The 20,864-nt window shown below is 40.3% G+C and carries 19 protein-coding genes, 4 tRNA genes and 1 pseudogene; 14 read left to right on the top strand and 10 right to left on the bottom strand.

Features of this window, described 5'->3' with window-relative positions:
* Positions 1-26 precede the first annotated feature (26 nt).
* The gene (gene bamC, locus AN391_RS15790) at positions 27-1,085 is read right to left on the bottom strand and encodes an outer membrane protein assembly factor BamC (RefSeq protein WP_055016291.1); all 1,059 of its coding nucleotides are present in this window, start codon (positions 1,083-1,085) and stop codon (positions 27-29) included.
* 360 nt (positions 1,086-1,445) lie between these two features.
* Here bamC and AN391_RS15795 point away from each other — a divergent pair, with 360 nt between their 5' ends.
* Both AN391_RS15795 and bcp read left to right on the top strand, forming a co-directional pair.
* On the top strand, positions 1,446-1,982 hold the full coding sequence (locus tag AN391_RS15795; RefSeq protein ID WP_055016292.1) for a glycine cleavage system protein R: 537 nt from the start codon (positions 1,446-1,448) through the stop codon (positions 1,980-1,982).
* Between the two features lie 10 nt (positions 1,983-1,992).
* Positions 1,993-2,472: a thioredoxin-dependent thiol peroxidase gene (gene bcp, locus AN391_RS15800; RefSeq protein ID WP_055016293.1), complete on the top strand. Its 480-nt coding sequence runs from the start codon at positions 1,993-1,995 to the stop codon at positions 2,470-2,472.
* Between the two features lie 126 nt (positions 2,473-2,598).
* Here bcp and AN391_RS15805 read toward each other — a convergent pair whose 3' ends face one another.
* Positions 2,599-3,141, bottom strand: coding sequence for a lactoylglutathione lyase family protein (locus tag AN391_RS15805; RefSeq protein WP_055016307.1), 543 nt, complete (start codon positions 3,139-3,141; stop codon positions 2,599-2,601).
* Positions 3,142-3,174: 33 nt separating this feature from the next.
* A pseudogene (locus AN391_RS20905) lies at positions 3,175-3,255 on the bottom strand (twin-arginine translocation signal domain-containing protein); the annotation flags it as partial.
* 524 nt (positions 3,256-3,779) lie between these two features.
* On the opposite strand from AN391_RS20905, the gene AN391_RS15810 reads away from it, so the two are divergent.
* A complete protein-coding gene (locus AN391_RS15810; protein ID WP_055016294.1) occupies positions 3,780-4,700 on the top strand; it encodes a hypothetical protein in 921 nt (306 codons plus the stop codon).
* Positions 4,694-5,248 (top strand): hypothetical protein, encoded by a 555-nt coding sequence (locus tag AN391_RS15815; protein ID WP_055016295.1) that lies wholly within the window; start codon positions 4,694-4,696, stop codon positions 5,246-5,248. Before AN391_RS15810 ends, AN391_RS15815 begins: the two co-directional genes overlap by 7 nt.
* A 262-nt stretch (positions 5,249-5,510) precedes the next feature.
* Here AN391_RS15815 and queE read toward each other — a convergent pair whose 3' ends face one another.
* A complete protein-coding gene (gene queE, locus AN391_RS15820; protein WP_055016296.1) occupies positions 5,511-6,176 on the bottom strand; it encodes a 7-carboxy-7-deazaguanine synthase QueE in 666 nt (221 codons plus the stop codon).
* A gap of 145 nt (positions 6,177-6,321) precedes the next feature.
* On the opposite strand from queE, the gene queC reads away from it, so the two are divergent.
* Positions 6,322-6,978 carry a 7-cyano-7-deazaguanine synthase QueC gene (queC, locus tag AN391_RS15825; protein ID WP_055016297.1) on the top strand — a complete coding sequence of 219 codons (657 nt, stop codon included), beginning with the start codon at positions 6,322-6,324 and terminating at the stop codon, positions 6,976-6,978.
* A gap of 70 nt (positions 6,979-7,048) precedes the next feature.
* Here queC and AN391_RS15830 read toward each other — a convergent pair whose 3' ends face one another.
* Entirely contained in the window at positions 7,049-7,498 is a 450-nt protein-coding gene (locus AN391_RS15830) for an isoprenylcysteine carboxylmethyltransferase family protein (protein ID WP_055016298.1), read from the bottom strand.
* Between the two features lie 197 nt (positions 7,499-7,695).
* On the opposite strand from AN391_RS15830, the gene AN391_RS15835 reads away from it, so the two are divergent.
* Entirely contained in the window at positions 7,696-7,938 is a 243-nt protein-coding gene (locus AN391_RS15835) for a hypothetical protein (protein ID WP_024034198.1), read from the top strand.
* Here the strand turns inward: AN391_RS15835 and AN391_RS15840 are convergent.
* The 5 genes from AN391_RS15840 to AN391_RS15860 all read right to left on the bottom strand — a co-directional run bounded on the left by AN391_RS15840 (position 7,935) and on the right by AN391_RS15860 (position 14,054).
* Entirely contained in the window at positions 7,935-8,972 is a 1,038-nt protein-coding gene (locus AN391_RS15840; RefSeq protein ID WP_055016299.1) for a hypothetical protein, read from the bottom strand. The genes AN391_RS15835 and AN391_RS15840 overlap by 4 nt on opposite strands.
* Positions 8,973-9,073: 101 nt before the next feature.
* Entirely contained in the window at positions 9,074-9,745 is a 672-nt protein-coding gene (locus tag AN391_RS15845) for a tRNA (adenine(22)-N(1))-methyltransferase TrmK (RefSeq protein ID WP_055016300.1), read from the bottom strand.
* Entirely contained in the window at positions 9,746-10,684 is a 939-nt protein-coding gene (locus AN391_RS15850) for a class I SAM-dependent methyltransferase (RefSeq protein ID WP_055016301.1), read from the bottom strand.
* Positions 10,685-12,679 carry an excinuclease ABC subunit UvrB gene (gene uvrB / locus AN391_RS15855; protein WP_055016302.1) on the bottom strand — a complete coding sequence of 665 codons (1,995 nt, stop codon included), beginning with the start codon at positions 12,677-12,679 and terminating at the stop codon, positions 10,685-10,687. It lies immediately after the preceding gene.
* A gap of 4 nt (positions 12,680-12,683) precedes the next feature.
* Positions 12,684-14,054 (bottom strand): MATE family efflux transporter, encoded by a 1,371-nt coding sequence (locus AN391_RS15860; protein ID WP_055016303.1) that lies wholly within the window; start codon positions 14,052-14,054, stop codon positions 12,684-12,686.
* Between the two features lie 1,061 nt (positions 14,055-15,115).
* Here AN391_RS15860 and AN391_RS15865 point away from each other — a divergent pair.
* The 8 genes from AN391_RS15865 to rsxC all read left to right on the top strand — a co-directional run.
* Positions 15,116-15,192, top strand: a tRNA-Asn gene (locus tag AN391_RS15865).
* Between the two features lie 21 nt (positions 15,193-15,213).
* Positions 15,214-15,290, top strand: a tRNA-Asn gene (locus AN391_RS15870).
* Positions 15,291-15,311: 21 nt separating this feature from the next.
* Positions 15,312-15,388, top strand: a tRNA-Asn gene (locus AN391_RS15875).
* A gap of 26 nt (positions 15,389-15,414) precedes the next feature.
* Positions 15,415-15,491 (top strand) — tRNA-Asn (locus AN391_RS15880).
* Between the two features lie 148 nt (positions 15,492-15,639).
* Positions 15,640-17,583, top strand: coding sequence for an EAL domain-containing protein (locus AN391_RS15885; protein WP_055016304.1), 1,944 nt, complete (start codon positions 15,640-15,642; stop codon positions 17,581-17,583).
* 213 nt (positions 17,584-17,796) lie between these two features.
* Positions 17,797-18,378 carry an electron transport complex subunit RsxA gene (gene rsxA, locus AN391_RS15890; RefSeq protein ID WP_055016305.1) on the top strand — a complete coding sequence of 194 codons (582 nt, stop codon included), beginning with the start codon at positions 17,797-17,799 and terminating at the stop codon, positions 18,376-18,378.
* 1 nt (position 18,379) lies between these two features.
* Positions 18,380-18,934 (top strand): electron transport complex subunit RsxB, encoded by a 555-nt coding sequence (rsxB, locus tag AN391_RS15895; protein ID WP_004589479.1) that lies wholly within the window; start codon positions 18,380-18,382, stop codon positions 18,932-18,934.
* 8 nt (positions 18,935-18,942) lie between these two features.
* Positions 18,943-20,864 (top strand): electron transport complex subunit RsxC (gene rsxC, locus AN391_RS15900; RefSeq protein ID WP_055016306.1); only part of this gene is annotated, 1,922 nt, incomplete at its 3' end.

The following is a 20,864-nucleotide window of genomic DNA, read 5'->3' on the forward strand; positions in this document are numbered from 1 at the left end:
TTGTAGTAAAAACTTATAATTAATTATTAAATTTTGATGCCGCGCTGAATAAGTGCTGCTTCTAACGCTTGTTGTAAGCCATTCATGGTGCCAGGTTCGAGTGTTTCGCCTTTATCATCCATCCAGGTTAAGCTTGTACCGCCTTCTTTGGTTTTGCTGACTAAAATTTGGTATTGGCCTTCTTCAATAGGAAGCTGCGCAACGTCATCGCCCCAAATAGAATCCCATACGCTGCTCTCTGGCTTGTTGTAGTCGGCAGTTATTAAGCCGGTATCGGTTTTAATCTCAACAATAGTAAACGATAGGCGCTCTAAAAAGCCTGAGAAGCGATCGAATACTGCATCGTATGATTGCTCAGTAACAAGTGCAGCATTGCCCTTATTATCAAAGCCCATTTCTAAAGAAATAATACCTTGGCGCTTACGGTTTTCTACTTCTAGTTGACGATAGCGATAGTCAAACTCAGCCACAACTTGGTTAAGTGCGCGTACTTCTAATTGCTGCTTAAGTAAATCAGTTAATGTGTCATCACCTTTAAAATCAATAAGTTCAGCACGTAGCGAAGCAGTACGCTGATGCGATTTTTCTTCAATTGTGAACCTAAAGCGCTCCAGGTTTTCGCTTACCTCATCATCCCACAACCAGCTTTCTTCCGCTTTAATTATGGCGTACCAATCGGTTTCGATAATACCTAGTAGCTTATCTTCTTTTGTGGTCGTTGCATTATTTTCGGCAATAACCGCTTTAATTGAATCCCATACAAATTCATCTAAATCAACAATGCCATCGTTTTTATCAAAATAAATACGCGCTTGTTTGTCGCCTTCTTCTACCCAGCTACCTTTAGCAACAGTTAAAACCTGTGCTGGTGGACGATAGTTTGTTGCCTCTGGGTTGTTATCGTATTGGCCCACATCCATTTTATAAACAGGATCTTGCGCTGGTTGAGATAACGATGGCGGGGTTTTAACACCTTCATGGGTGCGATAATTGCGTTCGTTGTGCGCTTCATTAATAAAAACATTACACCCTGATAAACTTACCAATACACTCACTGCAAGTGCTTTTGGGATCCAATACTGCACAGATATTTCTCCTTAGCATACCCTTTAATTGTTTTACACGTATATGAGTGGGTAATACCGAATTTGGTTCAGTGTAAAATCAACATTAACTTTACATTTATTATTTGGCTGTCTAATTGCAATAAAGTTCACACCTAGGTGTTATAAAATCAATCACAGCAAAAAGACAAATTTAAGCTATGGTACTTTCCTGTGCCAGTAAAAACAAGGAACACAACGTTTTAAAGCGCCTTTAATTAAGCACCTATGTAGTTTAGGCTGTTTTTTGTGTTAAACTTCGCCGCCGTGCATCGTATTGTAGGTGTAACGGGCTATATCAACTCGGTTGTTATAATTCAAAAAACGTAGGTATTAAACTTCATGACTGCATTTTCAAATCATCAAATTGTTTTAACCGCTATTGGCGAAGATAGACCGGGAATTGTAAGTGAACTTACACAACTTGTAAGTGATTGTCATTGCAATATTATAGATAGCCGAATAGCCATTTTAGGCAGCGAATTTACCTTCACCATGTTGCTAAGCGGCGATATGTCGGCCATTAGCCGCATAGAGCATACCTTGCCCACTAAAGGCATGGAGCTCGGCCTACTCACCATGATGAAGCGCAGCACCACTCGCCACACCGAGAGTGAATTTTGCGCAGGCTACACCCTTGAATACACAGGGATAGACACACCTGGCACACTGAGTAAAGTAACGCGTTTTTTTGCCGATCACCACATTAGCATTTGCTCATTAAAGTCAGACACCTACGATGAAGAAACCGACACAAAAATGCGCTGCGAAATTGAGTTTAATATCCCTGTTGAAGTTGATATAGACCAATTTAAAGTGACCTTTGAAAACCTTTCGCACACTCTTAACGTAGATTATATTTTTAAACGTATTCGCTAAGGAGCACAGCATGAACAAAATTAGCCCTCTACAAGCCGGTGATACTGCACCCGCTTTTAGCTTACAAAATCAAAACGACGAAACAGTCACATTAAGCGAGCTGCTAAAAGAGCAACAGGTACTGGTGTACTTTTACCCAAAAGCCTCTACACCGGGCTGTACGGTACAAGCCGAGAACTTACGTGACCAACAGAACGAACTTGCTAAATTTAACACCCGTGTTGTCGGTATTAGCCCAGACCCAATTAAGCGCCTTAAAAACTTTGAAACTAAAAAAGAGCTTAATTTTGATTTATTAGCCGATGAAGATCACGCCATTGCTGAAGCATTTGGTGTATGGGGCTACAAAAAGTTTATGGGTAAAGAATACGATGGTATTCACCGCCTAACATTTTTAGTAGGCCAAGACGGTAAAATTAAACACTTATTTGATAAGTTTAAAACTAAAGATCACCATCAAGTGGTTTTAGATTACTTAGCAGCAGAATAAGTAAGCTATCAGCTATCAGCTATCAGCTATCAGCTATCAGCTATCAAAAAATAGAAAAAAGCGTTGCTCTTGAGCAACGCTTTTTTATTGACGTTTTTTAAGTACGGTTGCACGTTACATAATTAATTAACCATAAGCGCCACTCGAATATATAAGCTCGTAACTGTGGCTATAAATTTCTAAAATATTGCCAAACGGGTCTTCCATGTAAATCATGCGGTATGGTTTTTCCCCTGGGTAATAATAGCGCGGCGCTTTCATACGCTTTTTACCGCCCGCAGCCACAATTTTATCAGCAAGCCCTTCTACATCAGGGTCTTGAACGCATAAATGAAATATCCCTGTTTTCCAATACTCAAAATTATTTTTAGGGTTTTGCTGATTTTTAAATTCAAATAGCTCAACGCCCACCCTATCACCTGTTGATAAATGGGCTATTTTAAAGCTGCCCCACCCCGCACCAAATACATCTGTGCACATTTCACCTATTGGTGATTTATCTTCTGTTATTTTTGTAGGCTTCATAATTAAATACCAGCCCAACACCTCAGTGTAAAACTTAACGGCTTGCTCTAAGTTTGGTACTGACACACCTATATGCGAAAACGTACGCGGATAAGGCATGCGTGAAGCAGGTAAGCCATTTGCTTGCTCACCCTTGCCACTCATTAGCGAATTTGCATTAGCATTTAAACTAGTAAACAGCATAGGCAGCGCCGCAGCACCCAACCCTGCTGCCGATAACTTCATAAAATCTCTACGGTTTAACTCTTTTTTATTCATGGCGTGTTCCTTAACGGCAAGGACGTTAAAAGTAATTAAAGGGGATTAATTAGCCATAATAAATGAATGTAACGAGGACAAAAAATTATCAAATATGATATTTATGATTACGTTTTGTGATGATGGTATGAGTTTTTAATAAGCCTAGCCACTATAGTTGAGCGGCTTATCATAGGCTTGGTATTCAAGAGCAATATAAAAAGGGATTAAAATATTTATATCAAAAAAAATAAATTACTTACTTTAAAAAGTACCATATGAGTTACTCATCACTTAAATTATTTTAGTAACTATCAACCAAGTTCCTAAACTTTTGGAAATGGTCACATGAACAACTTTAGTGTTTAATAATATATTATTAAACAGATACTTATCTATTGAGCATTGTTGATGTGGCCATTGTATTTCATGTGGATGGTAAATTTTGACTATTATTATACATTGGGGTTGTTTTAGACAATGCATCTTTTTATAATGGGTACTAAATTAAAGGATTAAATTAATTACTTAAAGGATGAAAATGCATGCCAGGTCCATTTCTGAATTATCAACCTCACAATCACCCAAGTATCAACAAAGATAAACTGCGTTCGAATCTAGAGAGTGACTTTAATAAATACCAAACAGATATTTTTGTACTTACCCACGAAGAGTTTTTAAAACTCTGGGTGGCAGTTCAATCTGCGCGTGGAAAATCTCAAGCGGAAATTGAACAGTATCTTTCAGAAGTTACAGGTTTGTCTCTTGCTCAAATATCGTTAGCAAATGCTGCTACATTTGGCTCTGCAATAAAAGACACACCTTCTTTTTTAGCTATATATAACGACTTTAAGCGTTCAGGAAACATCTTTGGTAAATACGAGCCCATTACTCGCAATGGAAAGAAATATATCGTTTTTAAAGGTAATCACAAAGTTAGGACTATCCTTAGAGGAACAAGGTATCTTGCTAATAATACACAAGTAGTAAACGTTGGTGTAGGTAAAGAGGCTTTGAAACAAGGAGCTAAAAGCGGTTTTTATATTTCAGTATTTTTTTCTGTGACTCTGAATAGCATCAATTGGCTTTTTGAAGAGGATTATCGTTGGACAAACTGGTTGGCAACAACGAGTACTGATATCGTTAAAGCTGTTATAGGGGCACTGGCTGGTATTTTGGCAGGTATAGCACTTGCTAGTGGAACAGTAGCTGTTGTAGCTATTGGTTCGGGGATTATTATAGGGGTTATTGTAAGTATGGGACTAAATTCAATTGATGAAAGGCTTAAAATAACCAAATCATTCATAAAATATCTAGAGTATAAAGAAAGACAGTTAATGAAAACTACTGGAGAAGAAATTCATAGGGTTTATATAGCCACGGTAAATTCATTCCTGAAATCTATAAAGATCAAAGCAAGAAAAGATCTCAACAGCTTTTTAAGTGAGCTAGTTAACCCATGGTAGATTCATTTAAGTTACGATTAAATAGTTTAGATCCTACTTTTATATTTGCCGTTGTGTTTACAATTCTATTAAGTGTTGGTATTAGTTGGCTAATGATTTCTTATCTTTTTAGCGAAATAATACAAGGGATTTTATACCCATATAGTATTTATCCAATAATTGTTTCGTCTACCGCTGATATTTTAATGATTCCAGGCAGTATAGTTTTATGGCTGGGGTCATTTATCGGTGTTTTTGACATTTTATCGAAGTTATTTAAAAAGCCTATTTATGAAAAAGTAAAAATGAAATTGGGACAAGCTGTTGGTGTAATGCTAGTAGCTTCAATAGTTATGCTTATTACGAATTATGTTACTTGGCAAATTGCAGCTCGCGCTAATGGTTATACCCAATGCGCAAGTGGCAGTAAACTCTTAGTTGGGAGCAAAACATCTTCAGCGTGGAGTAAAGAAGAGTACTTATGCTACGACTACAATGTAGACAGACTTTTACCAACAGGAACCCATGAACAAGTGCTTGCGGTAGCTGAATATCTAAAGAGAGATTAAATTAAAAGCCTTGCTACCCTTGCTGAGCTTTTAGCAGAAACCAATTTATTTTTACGGTATTCAATTTTTTGTGTCGGATGGCGCTTCGCTTATCCGACCTACGTGTTTAAATAAGCTGGTGTGGTGGTTTATATAAAGAGTGAGTAATGGAGTTGTGGTGTAGGGTTTCGTTTCACTCAACCCAACCTTGCATCTACGTAATATAACTTAACGCCGAGCAGCTTATCGCTTACAGCTAAGCACTTACAGCTGCTCTTTAAGTTTAGCTAATTCCTAAATATTTATGTACTTGTATTGATAGGCGCCAGTTTTTGGCAATACAGGTGTCGATGGCTAATTTGGTTGCTGATACTTTTTGGCTTATTGGCTGTAAATAAACAAGCTTCGGGTTAACACCTGTTTTAGTAAATAGTTCTTCTAGCTCTTCTACGTGCTTTTGCATGGCAACGGGGTGTTTAATTTCGTTTGCGCGCTTCATGGCGCTGGTAAGTACTTCGTAGCCGCCGCGCATGTTAATTTTAGGCGATACGGTCACCCACGTTTGCTCAGGGGCGAGTATTTCAAAAGTGCCGCTGGTTTCTATTTGCGTAGTAAAGCCTTGTGCATGTAATAAGTTACACACTGGGTTTAAATCGTACATGCATGGCTCGCCGCCGGTAATGACAACATGCTTTGCCGTATAACCACGCGATTTAAATAGCTCAAGCACTTGCTCAGCGCTGGCATCGGCCCAATGATCTGAATCGGCTTTTTTTTCTACAGTTTCATCAAGTGATACTTTGTACACGTTATCGACTTCCCAAGTTTGTTTAGTATCACACCATGCACAGCCCACTGGGCAGCCTTGCAAACGCAAAAATATTGAGGGTGTACCGGTAAAACTTGCTTCACCTTGGATGGTTTCAAACACTTCATTAATTTTGTACAAAAGAGATCTCACTTACTGCCTAGCTGCAACATTGCTACTATAAAAGACGAAAAAGCGCTGCCCAAAAATTGTTATTTAAGCTGCGGCCGTGTAGTATATCGCGCCCTGATATAAACCTCTATTAAAACTAAAGAGCAATCCAGATATGACGCAAAAAGTAGTTGTTATTTATTCCGGCGGTATGGATTCGTTTACCGTATTAAATAAAGCCTTGCAGCAAGGCCATGATGTTTATGCCCTTTCATTTGACTATGGTCAGCGTCATGTTAAAGAGCTTGAAGTAGCTGCACAAGTGTGTGAGAAGCTTAATGTGCCGCATAAAATTGTAGATATATCAGCAATTAATCAGCTTATTGGAGGTTCATCCCTCACTGATGATATAGATGTACCTGAAGGCCATTACGAAGAAGAAAGCATGAAAAGCACCATTGTGCCGAATCGTAATATGATTTTGCTTTCGCTTGCGGTTGGTTACGCAGTATCACTTAAAGCAAGCCAAGTATATTACGGTGCTCACTCGGGCGATCATGCTATTTACCCTGACTGCCGCCCTGAGTTTGTGAAAAAAATGGATGATGTATGTCGTATTGCAAACTACGATGCAGTAGAAATTTTTAGCCCGTATTTAAATAACACCAAAATTGATATTTTAACCGACGGTATAAAAATGGGCTTAGATTACAGCCAAACGTGGACCTGTTATAACGGCCGTGAAAAAGCCTGTGGAAAATGTGGCGCCTGCCAAGAGCGTTTAGAAGCATTTAAGCTTAATAACGTTACTGACCCGTTAGAATACGAATAGCGTACACTAACGCATGCGTAAAACGCAAAAAGGCTATCATTTCGATAGCCTTTTTTGTTATTGCTTAAAGTTAAAGCCAGCGTTTTACTTTGTTTTTATACTCAGTGAATTCTTGGCCAAATAATTTAGTTAACGCCCGTTCTTCAGGAATTATTTGAAAAAGCGTTAAATACACAATAAAACCAATGATGCATAAAAGTGCCCACAGCGAACTCAGCCATATACCCCACCCCGCTAAAATAAATGCAAACCCAACATACATAGGATTGCGCGAAATTTTATAAATGCCACTGGTTACCAACTTTGATGCCTGCTCGGGCTTATTAGGGTTTACTGTGGTTCGGGCAAGCTTAAAGCTAACAACGCCGGCAATACAAAACACGCAGCCAATGATTACTAAGCTTGCCGCTAAATAGGTAATAAACGCTGTAAAATCAATAACACTATAATGCGCGATTAAAGCCATAACGCCTGCAAAAAACAGGACCACTATAACCGGTGGAATTTTATTATTTAACATAGCAACTCACTGTATTAATTATAAAATACGTACTTTAATGTTTTATCAGTATTAAACAATAAACCGTATGTATCAATGATGAACACCGCTTCATGCAGCCACAATCGACAAATAAAGTTACAATTGTCAGGTTTAACCACTTTAAAATACGGTTATACTTTACACAACTAAAGCGATGAATATAAAAGGAAGTGGTTATGTCAGGCACTACAATGATAGTACTTATTGTGCTTATTTCGGTTGGCTCTGGGGTTATTTACGATATGTACAAAAAGCACCTTGAGTTTAAACACAAAATGCAAGATAGCAACCAAGATGCGAATAAACAGCTTGCCGAGGTAAGTGCGCAAGTGGTTGCTTTAAAAGAGCGCGTGCAAACGCTTGAGGCCATAGTGACAGATTCAAGCTACACCACAAAAGAAGAAATTAACCGCCTTTAAAAACGATATAAATGAGCGTTTTCTGGCTGCTCTATGCCATGAGCAGCTAAAAACCCATCAATAGCTTGGCCGCAGCCCTGCGGCGCACGAGAGCTGTCTATTTCAAAATTAAGTTTATTAGCATGTTGTTTGCCAAGCGAACACAAGCCCAATACTTTAGGCGAGCGCATTGCGACACTAAGCTCCCCTATTTTTTCTACACAGTTGTGTTTACTAAATCGGGCAAACCCTTGGTATTTAAATTGCTCACTCACATACTCATTACTTATATCAACCAGCGCACTGATAAGACTATGTAAAAAGCTATTTTCGCTGCTATCACTGGTTAAAAATGCAAAAGTTTTGTTATTAAATTCAGCAAGCTGGCAAGTGTTGCAGTGTAATTTTAAGGTGTATAAACACTGCTGCGAGCTTATTTGCTGCATAGCACTTAGCGATACCTTAGCACTTGCAAATACCACCCGTTTTAATAACTGTTCAATAGTATGTCTTTGCCCGGTGCCCGGCGGTGCATGCGCAGTAACGAGCTCTGCATTTTGTGCCATAACCGGTAAATCATGATGATTATTAAACGGGGTGCTGGTTGTATTATCGCTGTGTGTAAGTTGAAACAACTCTCTTACTTCGTGCTCTCGCGCTATTTTAAGCGCTAAAAACGCTGTTTGAATAAGTTCTGAGGTCGGTAAGTTATCCTCTACTATCCAGCGCCTACCAAACAGGAGCTTTTTGTCGGTGCCCTCGCCCGCATAACTACTGGTTTTGTAGTTATCGGGGCTAAGTACGGCAACTTGCAAATAAAGTTGTTCATTTTTTTGCGCAGCAAGCACCCTAAAGTGCGCCGAAAAATCAATATCTTCAAGCACCTGATTAACGCTTGATAAGGTGTGTTTATAGCGTAAAAAATGCTGTGGAACTATCCAGCTTTTATTCGCAAGTTGCACTAATGGCGCATACGAAATTGGTTGCTCGTAACTGTTTTGCCACTTTTGCTCTGCACTGAGTAACGGCTCAATGCGACTTTTTTTATCTGACATACGTAAACCAAATAAGCTCGCGCAAGGCGATATAATCTATGTTGATATTACGTTTTAGCGCCTTAAATTAGATCACACAATTAGCCCTAAATAAGTCATTTTTAAGCGCCGCTGAGGTTTTTATAACCTGTTATAACTTTTTGATAATAAAGCTCATCTTTATTAAGCATATTATTATAATGAGTGAGTAACTGTTTAAGGTATTGTCTGTGCAATGCATTGTTTAAATCCCACATGCTGTTGCCAGTAGATGTAAGCAATGTGGCGCTACGTTGACTTATCTCTATAAGCTCATAATAGCGGTTGTTTTCAGTGATCAATTGCTCGCTTTCAAGGCCAAAGCCTAATTTGGCTAAGCCACTGCGCAAATGATAAGTATGGTGTATAGGACAAACTATAAAGCGGGTGCTTGCCACTGATGCAGCGCAATTGTTTTTAATAATGCCGGCGACAAGTTTTAGCATTAATTCGCCGCCAACTCCGGCGATAACCACGGTATTTAATTCATTAGGAACCAGTTTTATTTCTCTAACATCTTGGCAAAATACTTCGTATTGCACATCACTTGGCAGTGTTTGGCTAATATTTACTAGGTGCTCGCTCAGCTCTGCCATTATTTTATCTACCACATCAACAAAATTAACCTGTTTTGCAGCGCGGCGCTTTAATAGTGCAATGCCTAAGTAACCATGGTCACAGCAGCAATCCCAAATAACATCTACTGGGTTAGTAATTAACGCATTAATTGCGTTTAAACGCTTACTCAGTTTCATTTAAGTTAAAGTGTGCGCGGTTTTATACACTAACGCTTTTAGGCTTTTATTACTGTCTACTTCTACAAAACGGGCTGTGGGTGCAAGGCGCTCAACAAATTCTATTGCGCCTTGGGTGTGCTCGTTGATTAAAGCCTTAAACGCATCTTCGCTAAGCTCTGGGCTATTAGCGCATAATAAAAGCTGTGTGGTTTCGCATAAAAGTTCTGGTAATCTGCGCAGTACCTTTTGATAATCTTTAGTTAGAATAAAGCTGCCCTTTTGAAAGCTTGGCGGGTCTACAATAATTAAATCAAACGGCGCTGCTTTTTTTAATTTACCAAACGACTTTAAAATATCATGAGGTAAAAAACTCACTCCACGCTCAAAACCGTTGAGTTGATGGTTTTGCTTACCAACTTTAAGTACGCCTTTGCTCATATCCATGTTCATTACATGATCAGCCCCGCCTTGCATTGCCGCAAGAGAAAAACCACAGGTGTATGAAAACAAATTAAGTACTTTTGCATGTTTACTATTGGCAGAAACAAACTCACGGCCGCTGCGCATATCGGGGAAAATTCCGGTATTTTGGCGGCTTGTTAAATCCACTAAAAAACTGATGCCGTTTTCTTTTACCACATGTGGCGAGGGAAGATTGCCATGCACTAAACGATTATTGCTTTGTACACCCGCGCGCTGTTGATACACAAGCCCAGTAATAAGCTCGGGGTGATGCTGCTGCGCCCATGTCCAAAGGGTATTGGTCAGTGTATTTAACGTGGCGTCGTCAATTTCATCATACGAAATTAAAAATAAGCTCGGCGGGTAAAAATCTAAATTAATATGGCTTAGCGATGCCACGCTATGCCCGCGGCCATGGAATACGCGGCATAGTTCGTTTTGTAGTAATGGCGCATCTTCAAGCGCACTTATTAGAGGCGAAAAATCGGGTGTCATTTAGTTAATCAACTGTTGTTGTAGTTCGTGTATTTCGTCGCGTACCGACGCGGCTTTTTCAAATTCAAGATCGCTGGCATAAGCATGCATTTTGCTTTCAAGTTGCTTAATTTGTGTGGCAATTTCTTTAGCACTGAGTATTTTTTTAGACTCTTTACGCACTAGTTTAAGATTATCTTGTGGTGCAGCTTCTTCACCCACATCCATAATATCGGTGATCTTTTTAACCAAGGCTTGTGGCTCAATGCCGTGCTCTATGTTGTAGGCATGCTGTTTTTCACGACGGCGCTGCGTTTCACTAATCGCTTTTTCCATCGATTTAGTTACTTTGTCGGCGTATAAAATGGCGCGCCCATCAAGGTGACGTGCAGCACGGCCAATAGTTTGAATAAGCGAACGTGCCGAACGTAAAAAGCCTTCTTTATCGGCATCTAAAATGGCCACTAGTGCCACTTCAGGCATATCTAGGCCTTCTCTTAATAAGTTAATACCTACTAGCACATCAAACACACCGGCGCGTAAATCACGAATTATTTCAACGCGCTCTACGGTGTCTATGTCTGAGTGCAGGTAACGCACTTTTACGTTATGCTCGCTTAAGTAATCAGTTAAATCCTCAGACATGCGTTTAGTAAGCGTAGTTACCAGTACTCGCTCACCTTTTTCTACACATTTATAAATTTCTGAGAGTAAATCATCTACTTGGGTGCTTACAGGGCGTATTTCTATTTCTGGGTCTAACAGGCCTGTTGGGCGTATAACTTGTTCAGCTACTTCGCCTGCGCTGCGCTCAAGTTCAAAGTCGCCGGGCGTTGCCGATACATAAATAGTTTGCGGTGCTATGGCTTCAAATTCTTCAAACCTAAGTGGGCGGTTATCCATTGCCGATGGCATTCTAAAGCCATATTCAACTAGGTTTTCTTTACGGCTTCTGTCGCCTTTATACATGGCACCAATTTGCGACACAGTGACGTGCGATTCATCAATTATCATTAATGCATCGTCAGGGAGGTAATCAAGCAATGTGGGTGGTGGATCGCCCGGGGTACGCCCCGATAAATAACGGCTGTAGTTTTCTATGCCCGAACAATAACCAAGCTCGGTCATCATTTCTATGTCGTATTGAGTGCGTTGCGCTATGCGCTGCTCTTCTACCAATTTATTGGCACTTAGTAGTTGTGCTCTGCGTTCTTTAAGTTCGGCTTTTATTTTTTCTATGGCATCAAGAATTTTTTCGCGAGGCGTTACGTAGTGCGTTTTAGGGTAAATAGTGGCACGAACTATGTGTTTTTCAACCGCACCGGTAAGGGGGTCAAAAATACTGAGGCGCTCTATTTCGTCATCAAACATTTCTACACGCACTGCATAGGTGTCTGACTCGGCTGGGAATATATCTATTACTTCGCCACGTACACGGTAAGTACCACGGCTAAAGTCAATGTCGTTACGAGTATATTGCAGCTCAGCTAAGCGGCGTAGCATATCCCGTTGGTCGACCTGCTCGCCTACTTTTAAAAGCAGCATCATTTTCATGTATGAGTCGGGGTCGCCCAAACCATAAATAGCCGACACAGACGCCACTATTATGGTATCGCGTCGCTCAAGCAGTGCCTTAGTAGCACTTAAACGCATTTGCTCTATGTGCTCATTAATAGAGGCGTCTTTTTCTATAAATGTATCGCTTGCAACCACGTAGGCTTCTGGCTGGTAGTAATCGTAGTAAGATACAAAATACTCAACTGCATTATTAGGAAAAAACTCTTTCATTTCTCCATACAACTGCGCGGCTAGTGTTTTATTATGCGCCATTATTATTGTTGGGCGATTTAAATCGCTAATAATATTGGCCATGGTAAATGTTTTACCTGTACCTGTGGCACCGAGTAAGGTTTGATGCGCAAGCCCGGCTTCTAAGCCTTCTTCAAGCTGTTTAATCGCTGTGGGTTGATCGCCCGCGGGTTTAAATTGTGACTTTAGCTCAAAGTGATCACTCATTTATTTACTCCGTTACCGTGTTACTGCATATTGCATCTAGCTCTTTTACAAACCATTTGTACGCGACTAACCCTGTGAATACATTACCGATTGCGGCGCCTATAAATAAACCAATTAAGCCACCTAGCATACTGCCTATATAAGCAAAAGGCAGGTAAAAAACAAACAAACGAATAATACTTAAAAACAATGCATTCATCGGTTTGTGTAAAGCATTAAACGATGAATTTGATAAAATGATCACCCCTTGAAAACCATAACTTAGCGGTATGGTGTATATAAAGAGCTTAATAACATCAATTACAGCTTGCTCTTTACCAAATAATTGGCTTATTACCCCTGAAAGCGCAATGAGTAAAATATAATTAGCAAATTGCCATATCATCACAAATTTTAACGTACCAATGTACGCCTCTTTTACGCGACCTAATTTACCCGCCCCAAAGTTTTGGCTAACAAAAGGAGGCAACGTCATCGATAAGGCCAGCACTAAAATACAGGTAATTGATTCAATACGGCTGCCCACACCAAAAGCGGCAACCGCTTCGGGTCCATGATTAGCAACGAGTGCGGTCATTACAGCCATTGCCACTGGGGTAAGCATGTTAGCCCCCGCTGCGGGTAAGCCGATTTTAAGCACTTTTGTTATTGCACTTAGCGCTGTTTGATTACCCGCTTTTAAGCTCAATAGTCGTTTTTTAACGCCCAACACGTATAGAATAATAACAACAGCAACGCCCCAAGCGATAACACTGGCAATAGCGGCACCTTGAATGCCTAAAGCCGGTACTGGGCCCCAGCCAAATATTAAAATAGGATCGAGTATGGCATTAATAAGCCCTGCCCCACCCATTACTATACTAGGGGTTTTAGTATCGCCACTGGCTCGTAATACCGAATTACCTATCATGGGGGTAATTAAAAATACGCTGCCAATAAACCAAATATTCATATACTTATGAATAAGTGGCAGCACTAATTGTCCGGCCCCTAATAAAGTGAATATTGGGTCGATTAGTAAATATCCAACAAACGAAAGTAAAATAACTAATAGTAACGCCACAATAAGCGACACACTGGCATCAAAACGCGCCTCTTCTATTTTATTACTGCCCAAAGCTTTAGCTATAACCGCTGATGTGCCAATACCTAAGCCTATGGCTAGGCTTATTACCGTAAAGGTTACCGGAAACGTAAAGCTTACCGCCGCAAGCGGCTCTGTGCCCAACATACTAATAAAAAATGTATCAACAATGTTGAACATCATTAGTGTAATCATGCCAAAGATCATCGGAATGGTCATTTTCTTTAATGTAGGCAAGATGGGATCGTTAAGTAAATCTGGGCGTGACTGAGAATGTGAAGTTTCGCGCATGGAATAAATAAGCCTCTTTTACTGAGCTTGCCATTTTAAAGCATCATAGCAATTCAAGCCACGGATTTATCAATGGATTTTGTACTATTAATAAAGCAGCAATATAGAAATTAGGTAAAGTCGAACTTTTAAGCATTTGTAGATAAATACACTCTTAGAGCGCTAAAAAACAATAAGTGAACATTTTTATCACTTTTTTAACATTACCCCCTGCTAATTCGCTGAATTTTTACACAGCACAGTATTAATCATTATTGCAATAAATTAATTTACTCATCACCGCATGGTAATTCAGTATGTATTTATAAGCCTATGTTTTTAAATGTAATAAAAAAATTGATTTAAAAGCTTGAAATCGTTGTAGTGCCCATAAACTCTGGTCGGAACACTGTTCTTAAAGTTTCATAAACAGAGTTATCCACAGAAACCGTGGATAACTCAGTCCAGCCCGCATTTATAAAGGCTTGCACGCTGACTATAATTTAGCTTTAGCTTACCTTTTGCTAAATGCTAAAGTTAAAAACTTATCAATGCTTGCAAACAAAAAATTAAGATAAGCAAAATTTTGCCTCGGATGCTTCCATATATCACTTATTTATCTTAGCTAATTGTTTAGCAACTTATTGATAATTTTGTTTTTGTGTAGCTTTTCAAAATAAACTACTGAGAAACGTGTTTACTCGATTGGCTATGTTAAAACACTGCAGTAGAAGAAAAACCCATTACTGGATTTCTAAAAAACTTCTGCTAGCTAAATTTATACTTGGTTTTATGACAATAGGATTAAATACAAATTTACTAATTAGCTGCGATAACTTTTACTTCACTGGCATTTTTTACACATAAATTAAACAATGACTAATTCATGAGCGCTGTTTTTTTCGTATTGATGTAAGTTTAAATACAGATTTATCTCTATGATTTGCATAAATAGAGTTATAAAATGCGCAGATCGAACATAAAAACAACGAATAAAGCACTTTTTTAAATTTATGACTTTTATATGTTGACACTTTGCGGCTCCATCATTAATATTTCGCCCCGTTGAAAGGCATGACGCTTCCCCCTTAGCTCAGTTGGTTAGAGCGACGGACTGTTAATCCGCAGGTCCCCCGTTCGAGTCGGGGAGGGGGAGCCAAGTTTTTCAATCATAAACGTTTCCCCCTTAGCTCAGTTGGTTAGAGCGACGGACTGTTAATCCGCAGGTCCCCCGTTCGAGTCGGGGAGGGGGAGCCAAGTTTATGTTTATGATGTAGTTCCCCCTTAGCTCAGTTGGTTAGAGCGACGGACTGTTAATCCGCAGGTCCCCCGTTCGAGTCGGGGAGGGGGAGCCAAATCATAAAATTACATCTCTATTTGTTCCCCCTTAGCTCAGTTGGTTAGAGCGACGGACTGTTAATCCGCAGGTCCCCCGTTCGAGTCGGGGAGGGGGAGCCAATCATAAGAATTTCATAGACATTTCAGTAATTTTCCACTACTCTTCTGCTTTATAACTAAAACATAATCTCTATTCTAATGTGTTGCTATTAGTTGAATGATCAAGGACTTGATTCCTTTCCTTTTGAACTATTAAAAGATTGATAACATGGCTGGCTTTAAAAAACTTATTTTTATACAAATCCTGTCTTGGCTTGTATGTGTTGCGGCTGGAAGCTACTTCATATCTGTAAGCTTTAATAATGCAGTAAGTGAAGCACAAACTTCGGCACAAACCAGTGTAACACACTACATTAACAGCTTAACAAGCGACGAGATTTCGCCTGAAAGTATAAAAAAAGCGATTGCCGATGGTAAAACGTTTTCAAACTTTATACTAAGAGACTACCAAGGGGCTGAAGTATTTTCAGTTAACTCCCCTACCCAACTTCCCATGTTTGCTGAGTTTATTCAATCTAGCTTTAATTCAGTTCGCCCGCAATTTGCAGTTAACGACGCCGCAGACATAAAAGTAGAATTTACTCTCAACATAGAGCGTTTAGCACAGCAACTTCAAACTTCACTGTTTATTGTTATTTTTATCTCAGCGTTGTTAGTGATTATTCCTATCATATTAATGAAGTCTATTTTTCATAGCTTAAATAAAAATATCAGCATGACCGTTGCCGATGTAATAGACATTTACATTAACCAAAATCAAATTGGTGACGACTTAAACACCGCGCTCGATGCCAGTAAAATGAAAAAGCTAGGTAAAGATTTGGTCCCTAGCTTTAATCGCCTTTCGCATTTTTTAAAAAATAAAAATGATGATATTCAAAACGCTGCCCTAAGCATTAAGCAAGAAGCCTACAAAGATGTGATTACAGAATTAGGCAACCGTAATATGTTTGTTGAATATTACGAAAAGCACATCGAAAACAGTGAGCGCAGTACCTTTGGCTCGCTAGCGCTTGTGCGCTGTAGTGAGCTGCAATCGATAAACCAAAGCCGTGGCTATCAAAAAGGTGATGACTACGTTAAAGGTGTGGCCGATATAATTAAACATATAAGTGGTACCTACACAGGTAGCCAAGTATTTAGGCTAAATAGCTCAGACTTTGCCATAGTATTACCTAATACCCCACTTAAAGAAGCAGAGCGTTTTGGTGAAAACCTGCAATCGCGCTTTACCCAATACCAGCAAAATCAAGAGCTCAGCTCTGTGGCTAATACGGGCATTGTGGGCTACGAAAAAGGCAAACCGCTGGGCGAGCTATTATCGGTTGTAGATAACGCAATGAGCATGGCGCAATCTAAGCAGGTAAATGCTTGGCATGTGCAGCGCGAAACCGATTTAGTTAATAATGTAAGTGCTGGGTTTGGTAACCAAAACTGGCGCAAAGTGATTAACGAAGTAATTGAATCAAAACGTGTTCACTTAGTAATGCAAAATATTATGCCGCTGGGTAAAAGCATTAAGGCTTATGCAGAGATACAAGTACGTTTTAAAACCGAAGATAACCAAGTGCTTCCTACGGCCTCATTTTTAGCCATGGCTGAAAAGCTCGACATGGCCATAGAAATTGACCGCTTAATTATTGACTCGTCACTTGAAAAAATTAAAAGCCGCAACCTGTCTGAAAAGTTTTTTGGCCTGAACGTGACCGCCTCAAGCGCACATAACGACCAATTTGTTATTTGGTTAGAACGCCGCTTATTAAAAGATACGCATATAGCCTCTAAATTAGTATTTGAAGTAAGTGAGTTTGGCCTACAGCAAAATATTAAAGCCAGTAAACGCTTTATTGATATGGTACACCGCGTAGGGGCCCGCGTAACGGTTGAACGCTTTGGTGTAGGATTAACCTCGTTTAAGTTTTTCCGTGATTTAAAACCCGACTTTATTAAAATGGATGCTAGTTACACGCGCGGCCTAGAAGATGATAAAAACAATCAATACTTTATGCGCCTAATGGTTGATTTAGCTCACCGCATTGGTGTGAGTGTGTTTGCAGAGGGCGTTGAAAGCCAAGAAGAAAAACACATAGTAGAAACCTTATGCCTAGATGGCGTGCAAGGTTATTACATAGAAAAACCAAAAGACATTTAAGCTCTGCTTAAAAAAACACAAAAAGAGCACATGTTGCTCTTTTTGTGTTTTAACTGTTTAATTTTTCACTTACTTTAAAATCACATAAATTTTACAGCTTTGTGATCGCTTAATTATTTTACCGTGTTTATTTAACTGATAACGACTCGCATATGTTGTTTATCGGGGCAGAAAAAAGGATAATACACGGGATTTTAATAGCGCGAGGCACACATGACAGAATATGTCTTGTTATTGATTGGAACCGTTCTAGTTAATAACTTTGTATTAGTACAATTTTTAGGCTTATGTCCATTTATGGGTGTATCAGGCAAGCTTGATACCGCAATTGGCATGTCTTTAGCAACCACGTTTGTGCTTACTCTTGCCTCTGTTACAAGCTATTTAGTTAATCAATATATTTTAGCGCCGCTAGACATCGAATTTTTACGTACCATGAGCTTTATTTTAGTGATTGCCGTTGTGGTGCAATTTACCGAAATGGTTGTGCGTAAAACTAGCCCTACTTTATACCGTTTATTAGGTATATTTTTACCGCTGATCACCACTAACTGTGCGGTATTAGGTGTTGCGCTTCTTAACATAAAAGAAGATCACACCTTTTTACAATCCGCGGTGTATGGTTTTGGCGCAGCCATTGGCTTTTCATTAGTACTTGTATTATTTGCAGCGCTGCGCGAACGCCTTGCTGCTGCAGATGTTCCCACCCCGTTTAAAGGCGCCTCAATAGCCATGATAACCGCCGGCTTAATGTCAATGGCGTTTATGGGTTTTACCGGATTAGTGAAGTTTTAATATGACCTTAATGTATGCCTTGATAGCGCTTGGCTCGCTAGCGCTTGTTTTTGGACTTATTTTAGGCTTTGCAGCTATTCGCTTTCGCGTAGAAGGCGACCCAATTGTTGAGCAAATAGATACCATTTTACCACAAACTCAGTGTGGCCAGTGTGGCTATCCGGGCTGTCGCCCTTATGCTGAGGCAATTGCCAACGGAGATGAAATTAATAAATGCCCGCCAGGCGGTGAAGCAACGGTTAAAAAGCTGGCCGATTTAATGGGCGTTGAGCCTAAACCGCTTGCCGGTGGTGAGCAAGCAGAGCCGATCAAAACAGTGGCCTATATTCGCGAAGACGAGTGCATAGGCTGTACTAAGTGTATCCAGGCATGCCCTGTTGATGCCATTGTTGGTGCAACACGCCAAATGCACACTGTATTAATTGAAGAGTGTACCGGCTGCGATTTATGTGTAGAGCCCTGCCCTGTAGATTGCATTGATATGCTGCCTGTAGCCGAAACAAAACAAAACTGGAAATGGCAACTTGATGCTATTCCTGTCACGCAAATAGATTAGAGGTTTGAGTGGAAAAGTTACTTGAACAAATTAAAAAAGGCACCGTTTGGGCATTCCCGGGCGGCGTGCATCCACCACAACAAAAAACACTCTCTAACAGTGCGCGTATTGCTAGGCTCCCTCTGCCAGATAAGTTAGTTGTACCAATTAAACAGCACATAGGTGCTAACGGTAAGTTAATTGTAGAAAAAGGCCAACAGGTATTAAAAGGTCAAGCACTTACCGTGCCTGTTGCGAATTGGTCTGTGCCTGTACATGCGCCCAGCTCTGGCACTATAACAGATATTAGCCCTGTGCCTTCGGCGCATCCATCGGCTCTACCTGAGCTAAGTATTATTATTGAGCCTGATGGCAAGGATCAATGGTGCGAACTGACTCCTACCCCTAACCCAAGTGAGCTTAGCCACGATGAATTAGTCGATATTATTCATCAAGCAGGTATAAGTGGTATGGGTGGAGCAGGCTTTCCTACTTATGTAAAAGCCGATATAAAGCAACCTATTGAGTTTTTAATTGTTAATGCGGTTGAGTGTGAACCTTACATAACGGCCGACGATGTATTAATGCGTGAACATGCCAAGCAAGTAGTGCAAGGCATTGAGCTAATGCAACAAATTCTAAACCCGACACTGTGTATTGTTGGTATAGAAGATAACAAACCCGAAGCCATTGCAGCTATGAAAAGTGCCGCAGAGCACAACGCGAATATTGTCATTCAAACAGTGCCTACTGTTTACCCTTCGGGTGGCGAAAAACAATTAATTAAATTACTCACAAACCGTGAAGTACCTAGCGGCGGTATTCCGGCCGATATTGGTATTTTAGTGCACAATACCGGTACTTTGTTTGCTGTACAACAAGCCGTATACGAAGGTAAACCGCTTATTGAACGCGTTGTTACAGTAACAGGTAACACCATTCATAATGCAGGTAATGTATGGGCATTACTAGGCACCGAAGTTAAGCACCTGCTAGATTGCCAAGGTTTTTCACCCGTACCCCAGCAGCGCGTTGTAATGGGCGGGCCAATGATGGGCTTTACCTTACCGACTGTGCGTATTGGGGTAATTAAAACCACCAACTGTATTTTAGCGCCCGATCATAAAGAGCTGGCAGAGCCTGGCCCTGAAAAAGCCTGTATACGTTGTAGTGCCTGTGCAGATGCCTGCCCTGCTTCGTTATTACCACAGCAATTACAATGGTTTGCAAAATCAAAAGAATACGACAAATTACAAGAACACAACCTATTTGATTGTATTGAATGTGGCGCGTGTGCGTATGTATGCCCAAGCGAAATTCCATTGGTGCAATATTACCGCGTAGCAAAAGTAGAAATAAAAGAGCAGCAAGCCGAAAAAATTAAAGCCGATAGAGCAAAAGAGCGCTTTGACGCCCGTAAAGAGCGCCTAGAGCGCGAGCAACAAGAACGTCAAAATCGCCATAAACGTAAACCAGCGGCCAAAACACCAGATGAAAAACAAAAAGTAGCAGATGCTCTTGCCCGCGTTAAGAGCAAATCATCCGATGGCGATGAAAAATCAGCTGTAGCCGCTGCAATAGCCCGCGCCAAAGCGAAAAAACAGCAAGGTGAAGAGCTAGAGCCAGATAACAGTGAAGTAGCTAAAGAGCGCGCACTGCGTAAAGAAAAAGCGCGTAAATATAAAGAACAAAAAGCTGCCGAGGGCGAGTCATCATCAGCACCTGATGATAAAAAATCAGCCGTAGCTGCTGCTATTGCCCGTGCTAAAGCGAAAAAAGCGGCGCAAGCTAAGCAAAGCGCTGAGCCACAAAACGATGAAGCAATCGCCCCAGCTGATGACAAAAAGACTGCGGTAGCTGCTGCTATTGCCCGTGCTAAAGCGAAAAAAGCGGCGCAAGCAGAGCAAAGCGCTGAGCCAAAAAACGATGAAGCAATCGCCCCAGCTGATGA

The sequence above is a fragment of the Pseudoalteromonas sp. P1-13-1a genome (genome assembly GCF_001401875.1).
Classification (GTDB): Bacteria; Pseudomonadota; Gammaproteobacteria; order Enterobacterales; family Alteromonadaceae; genus Pseudoalteromonas.

What these genes read in the sequence shown, in the direction of transcription:
- AN391_RS15845 (WP_055016300.1), bottom strand. Translation starts at nt 9,745, where the DNA reads ATGAAACTGAGTAAGCGTTTAAACGCAATTAATGCGTTAATTACTAAC.
- rsxA (WP_055016305.1), top strand. Translation starts at nt 17,797, where the DNA reads ATGACAGAATATGTCTTGTTATTGATTGGAACCGTTCTAGTTAATAAC.
- AN391_RS15850 (WP_055016301.1), bottom strand. Translation starts at nt 10,684, where the DNA reads ATGACACCCGATTTTTCGCCTCTAATAAGTGCGCTTGAAGATGCGCCA.
- queC (WP_055016297.1), top strand. Translation starts at nt 6,322, where the DNA reads ATGACGCAAAAAGTAGTTGTTATTTATTCCGGCGGTATGGATTCGTTT.
- uvrB (WP_055016302.1), bottom strand. Translation starts at nt 12,679, where the DNA reads ATGAGTGATCACTTTGAGCTAAAGTCACAATTTAAACCCGCGGGCGAT.
- AN391_RS15835 (WP_024034198.1), top strand. Translation starts at nt 7,696, where the DNA reads ATGTCAGGCACTACAATGATAGTACTTATTGTGCTTATTTCGGTTGGC.
- AN391_RS15810 (WP_055016294.1), top strand. Translation starts at nt 3,780, where the DNA reads ATGCCAGGTCCATTTCTGAATTATCAACCTCACAATCACCCAAGTATC.
- AN391_RS15805 (WP_055016307.1), bottom strand. Translation starts at nt 3,141, where the DNA reads ATGAGTGGCAAGGGTGAGCAAGCAAATGGCTTACCTGCTTCACGCATG.
- AN391_RS15860 (WP_055016303.1), bottom strand. Translation starts at nt 14,054, where the DNA reads ATGCGCGAAACTTCACATTCTCAGTCACGCCCAGATTTACTTAACGAT.
- AN391_RS15885 (WP_055016304.1), top strand. Translation starts at nt 15,640, where the DNA reads ATGGCTGGCTTTAAAAAACTTATTTTTATACAAATCCTGTCTTGGCTT.
- AN391_RS15840 (WP_055016299.1), bottom strand. Translation starts at nt 8,972, where the DNA reads ATGTCAGATAAAAAAAGTCGCATTGAGCCGTTACTCAGTGCAGAGCAA.
- AN391_RS15815 (WP_055016295.1), top strand. Translation starts at nt 4,694, where the DNA reads ATGGTAGATTCATTTAAGTTACGATTAAATAGTTTAGATCCTACTTTT.
- AN391_RS15795 (WP_055016292.1), top strand. Translation starts at nt 1,446, where the DNA reads ATGACTGCATTTTCAAATCATCAAATTGTTTTAACCGCTATTGGCGAA.
- AN391_RS15830 (WP_055016298.1), bottom strand. Translation starts at nt 7,498, where the DNA reads ATGTTAAATAATAAAATTCCACCGGTTATAGTGGTCCTGTTTTTTGCA.
- bcp (WP_055016293.1), top strand. Translation starts at nt 1,993, where the DNA reads ATGAACAAAATTAGCCCTCTACAAGCCGGTGATACTGCACCCGCTTTT.
- rsxB (WP_004589479.1), top strand. Translation starts at nt 18,380, where the DNA reads ATGACCTTAATGTATGCCTTGATAGCGCTTGGCTCGCTAGCGCTTGTT.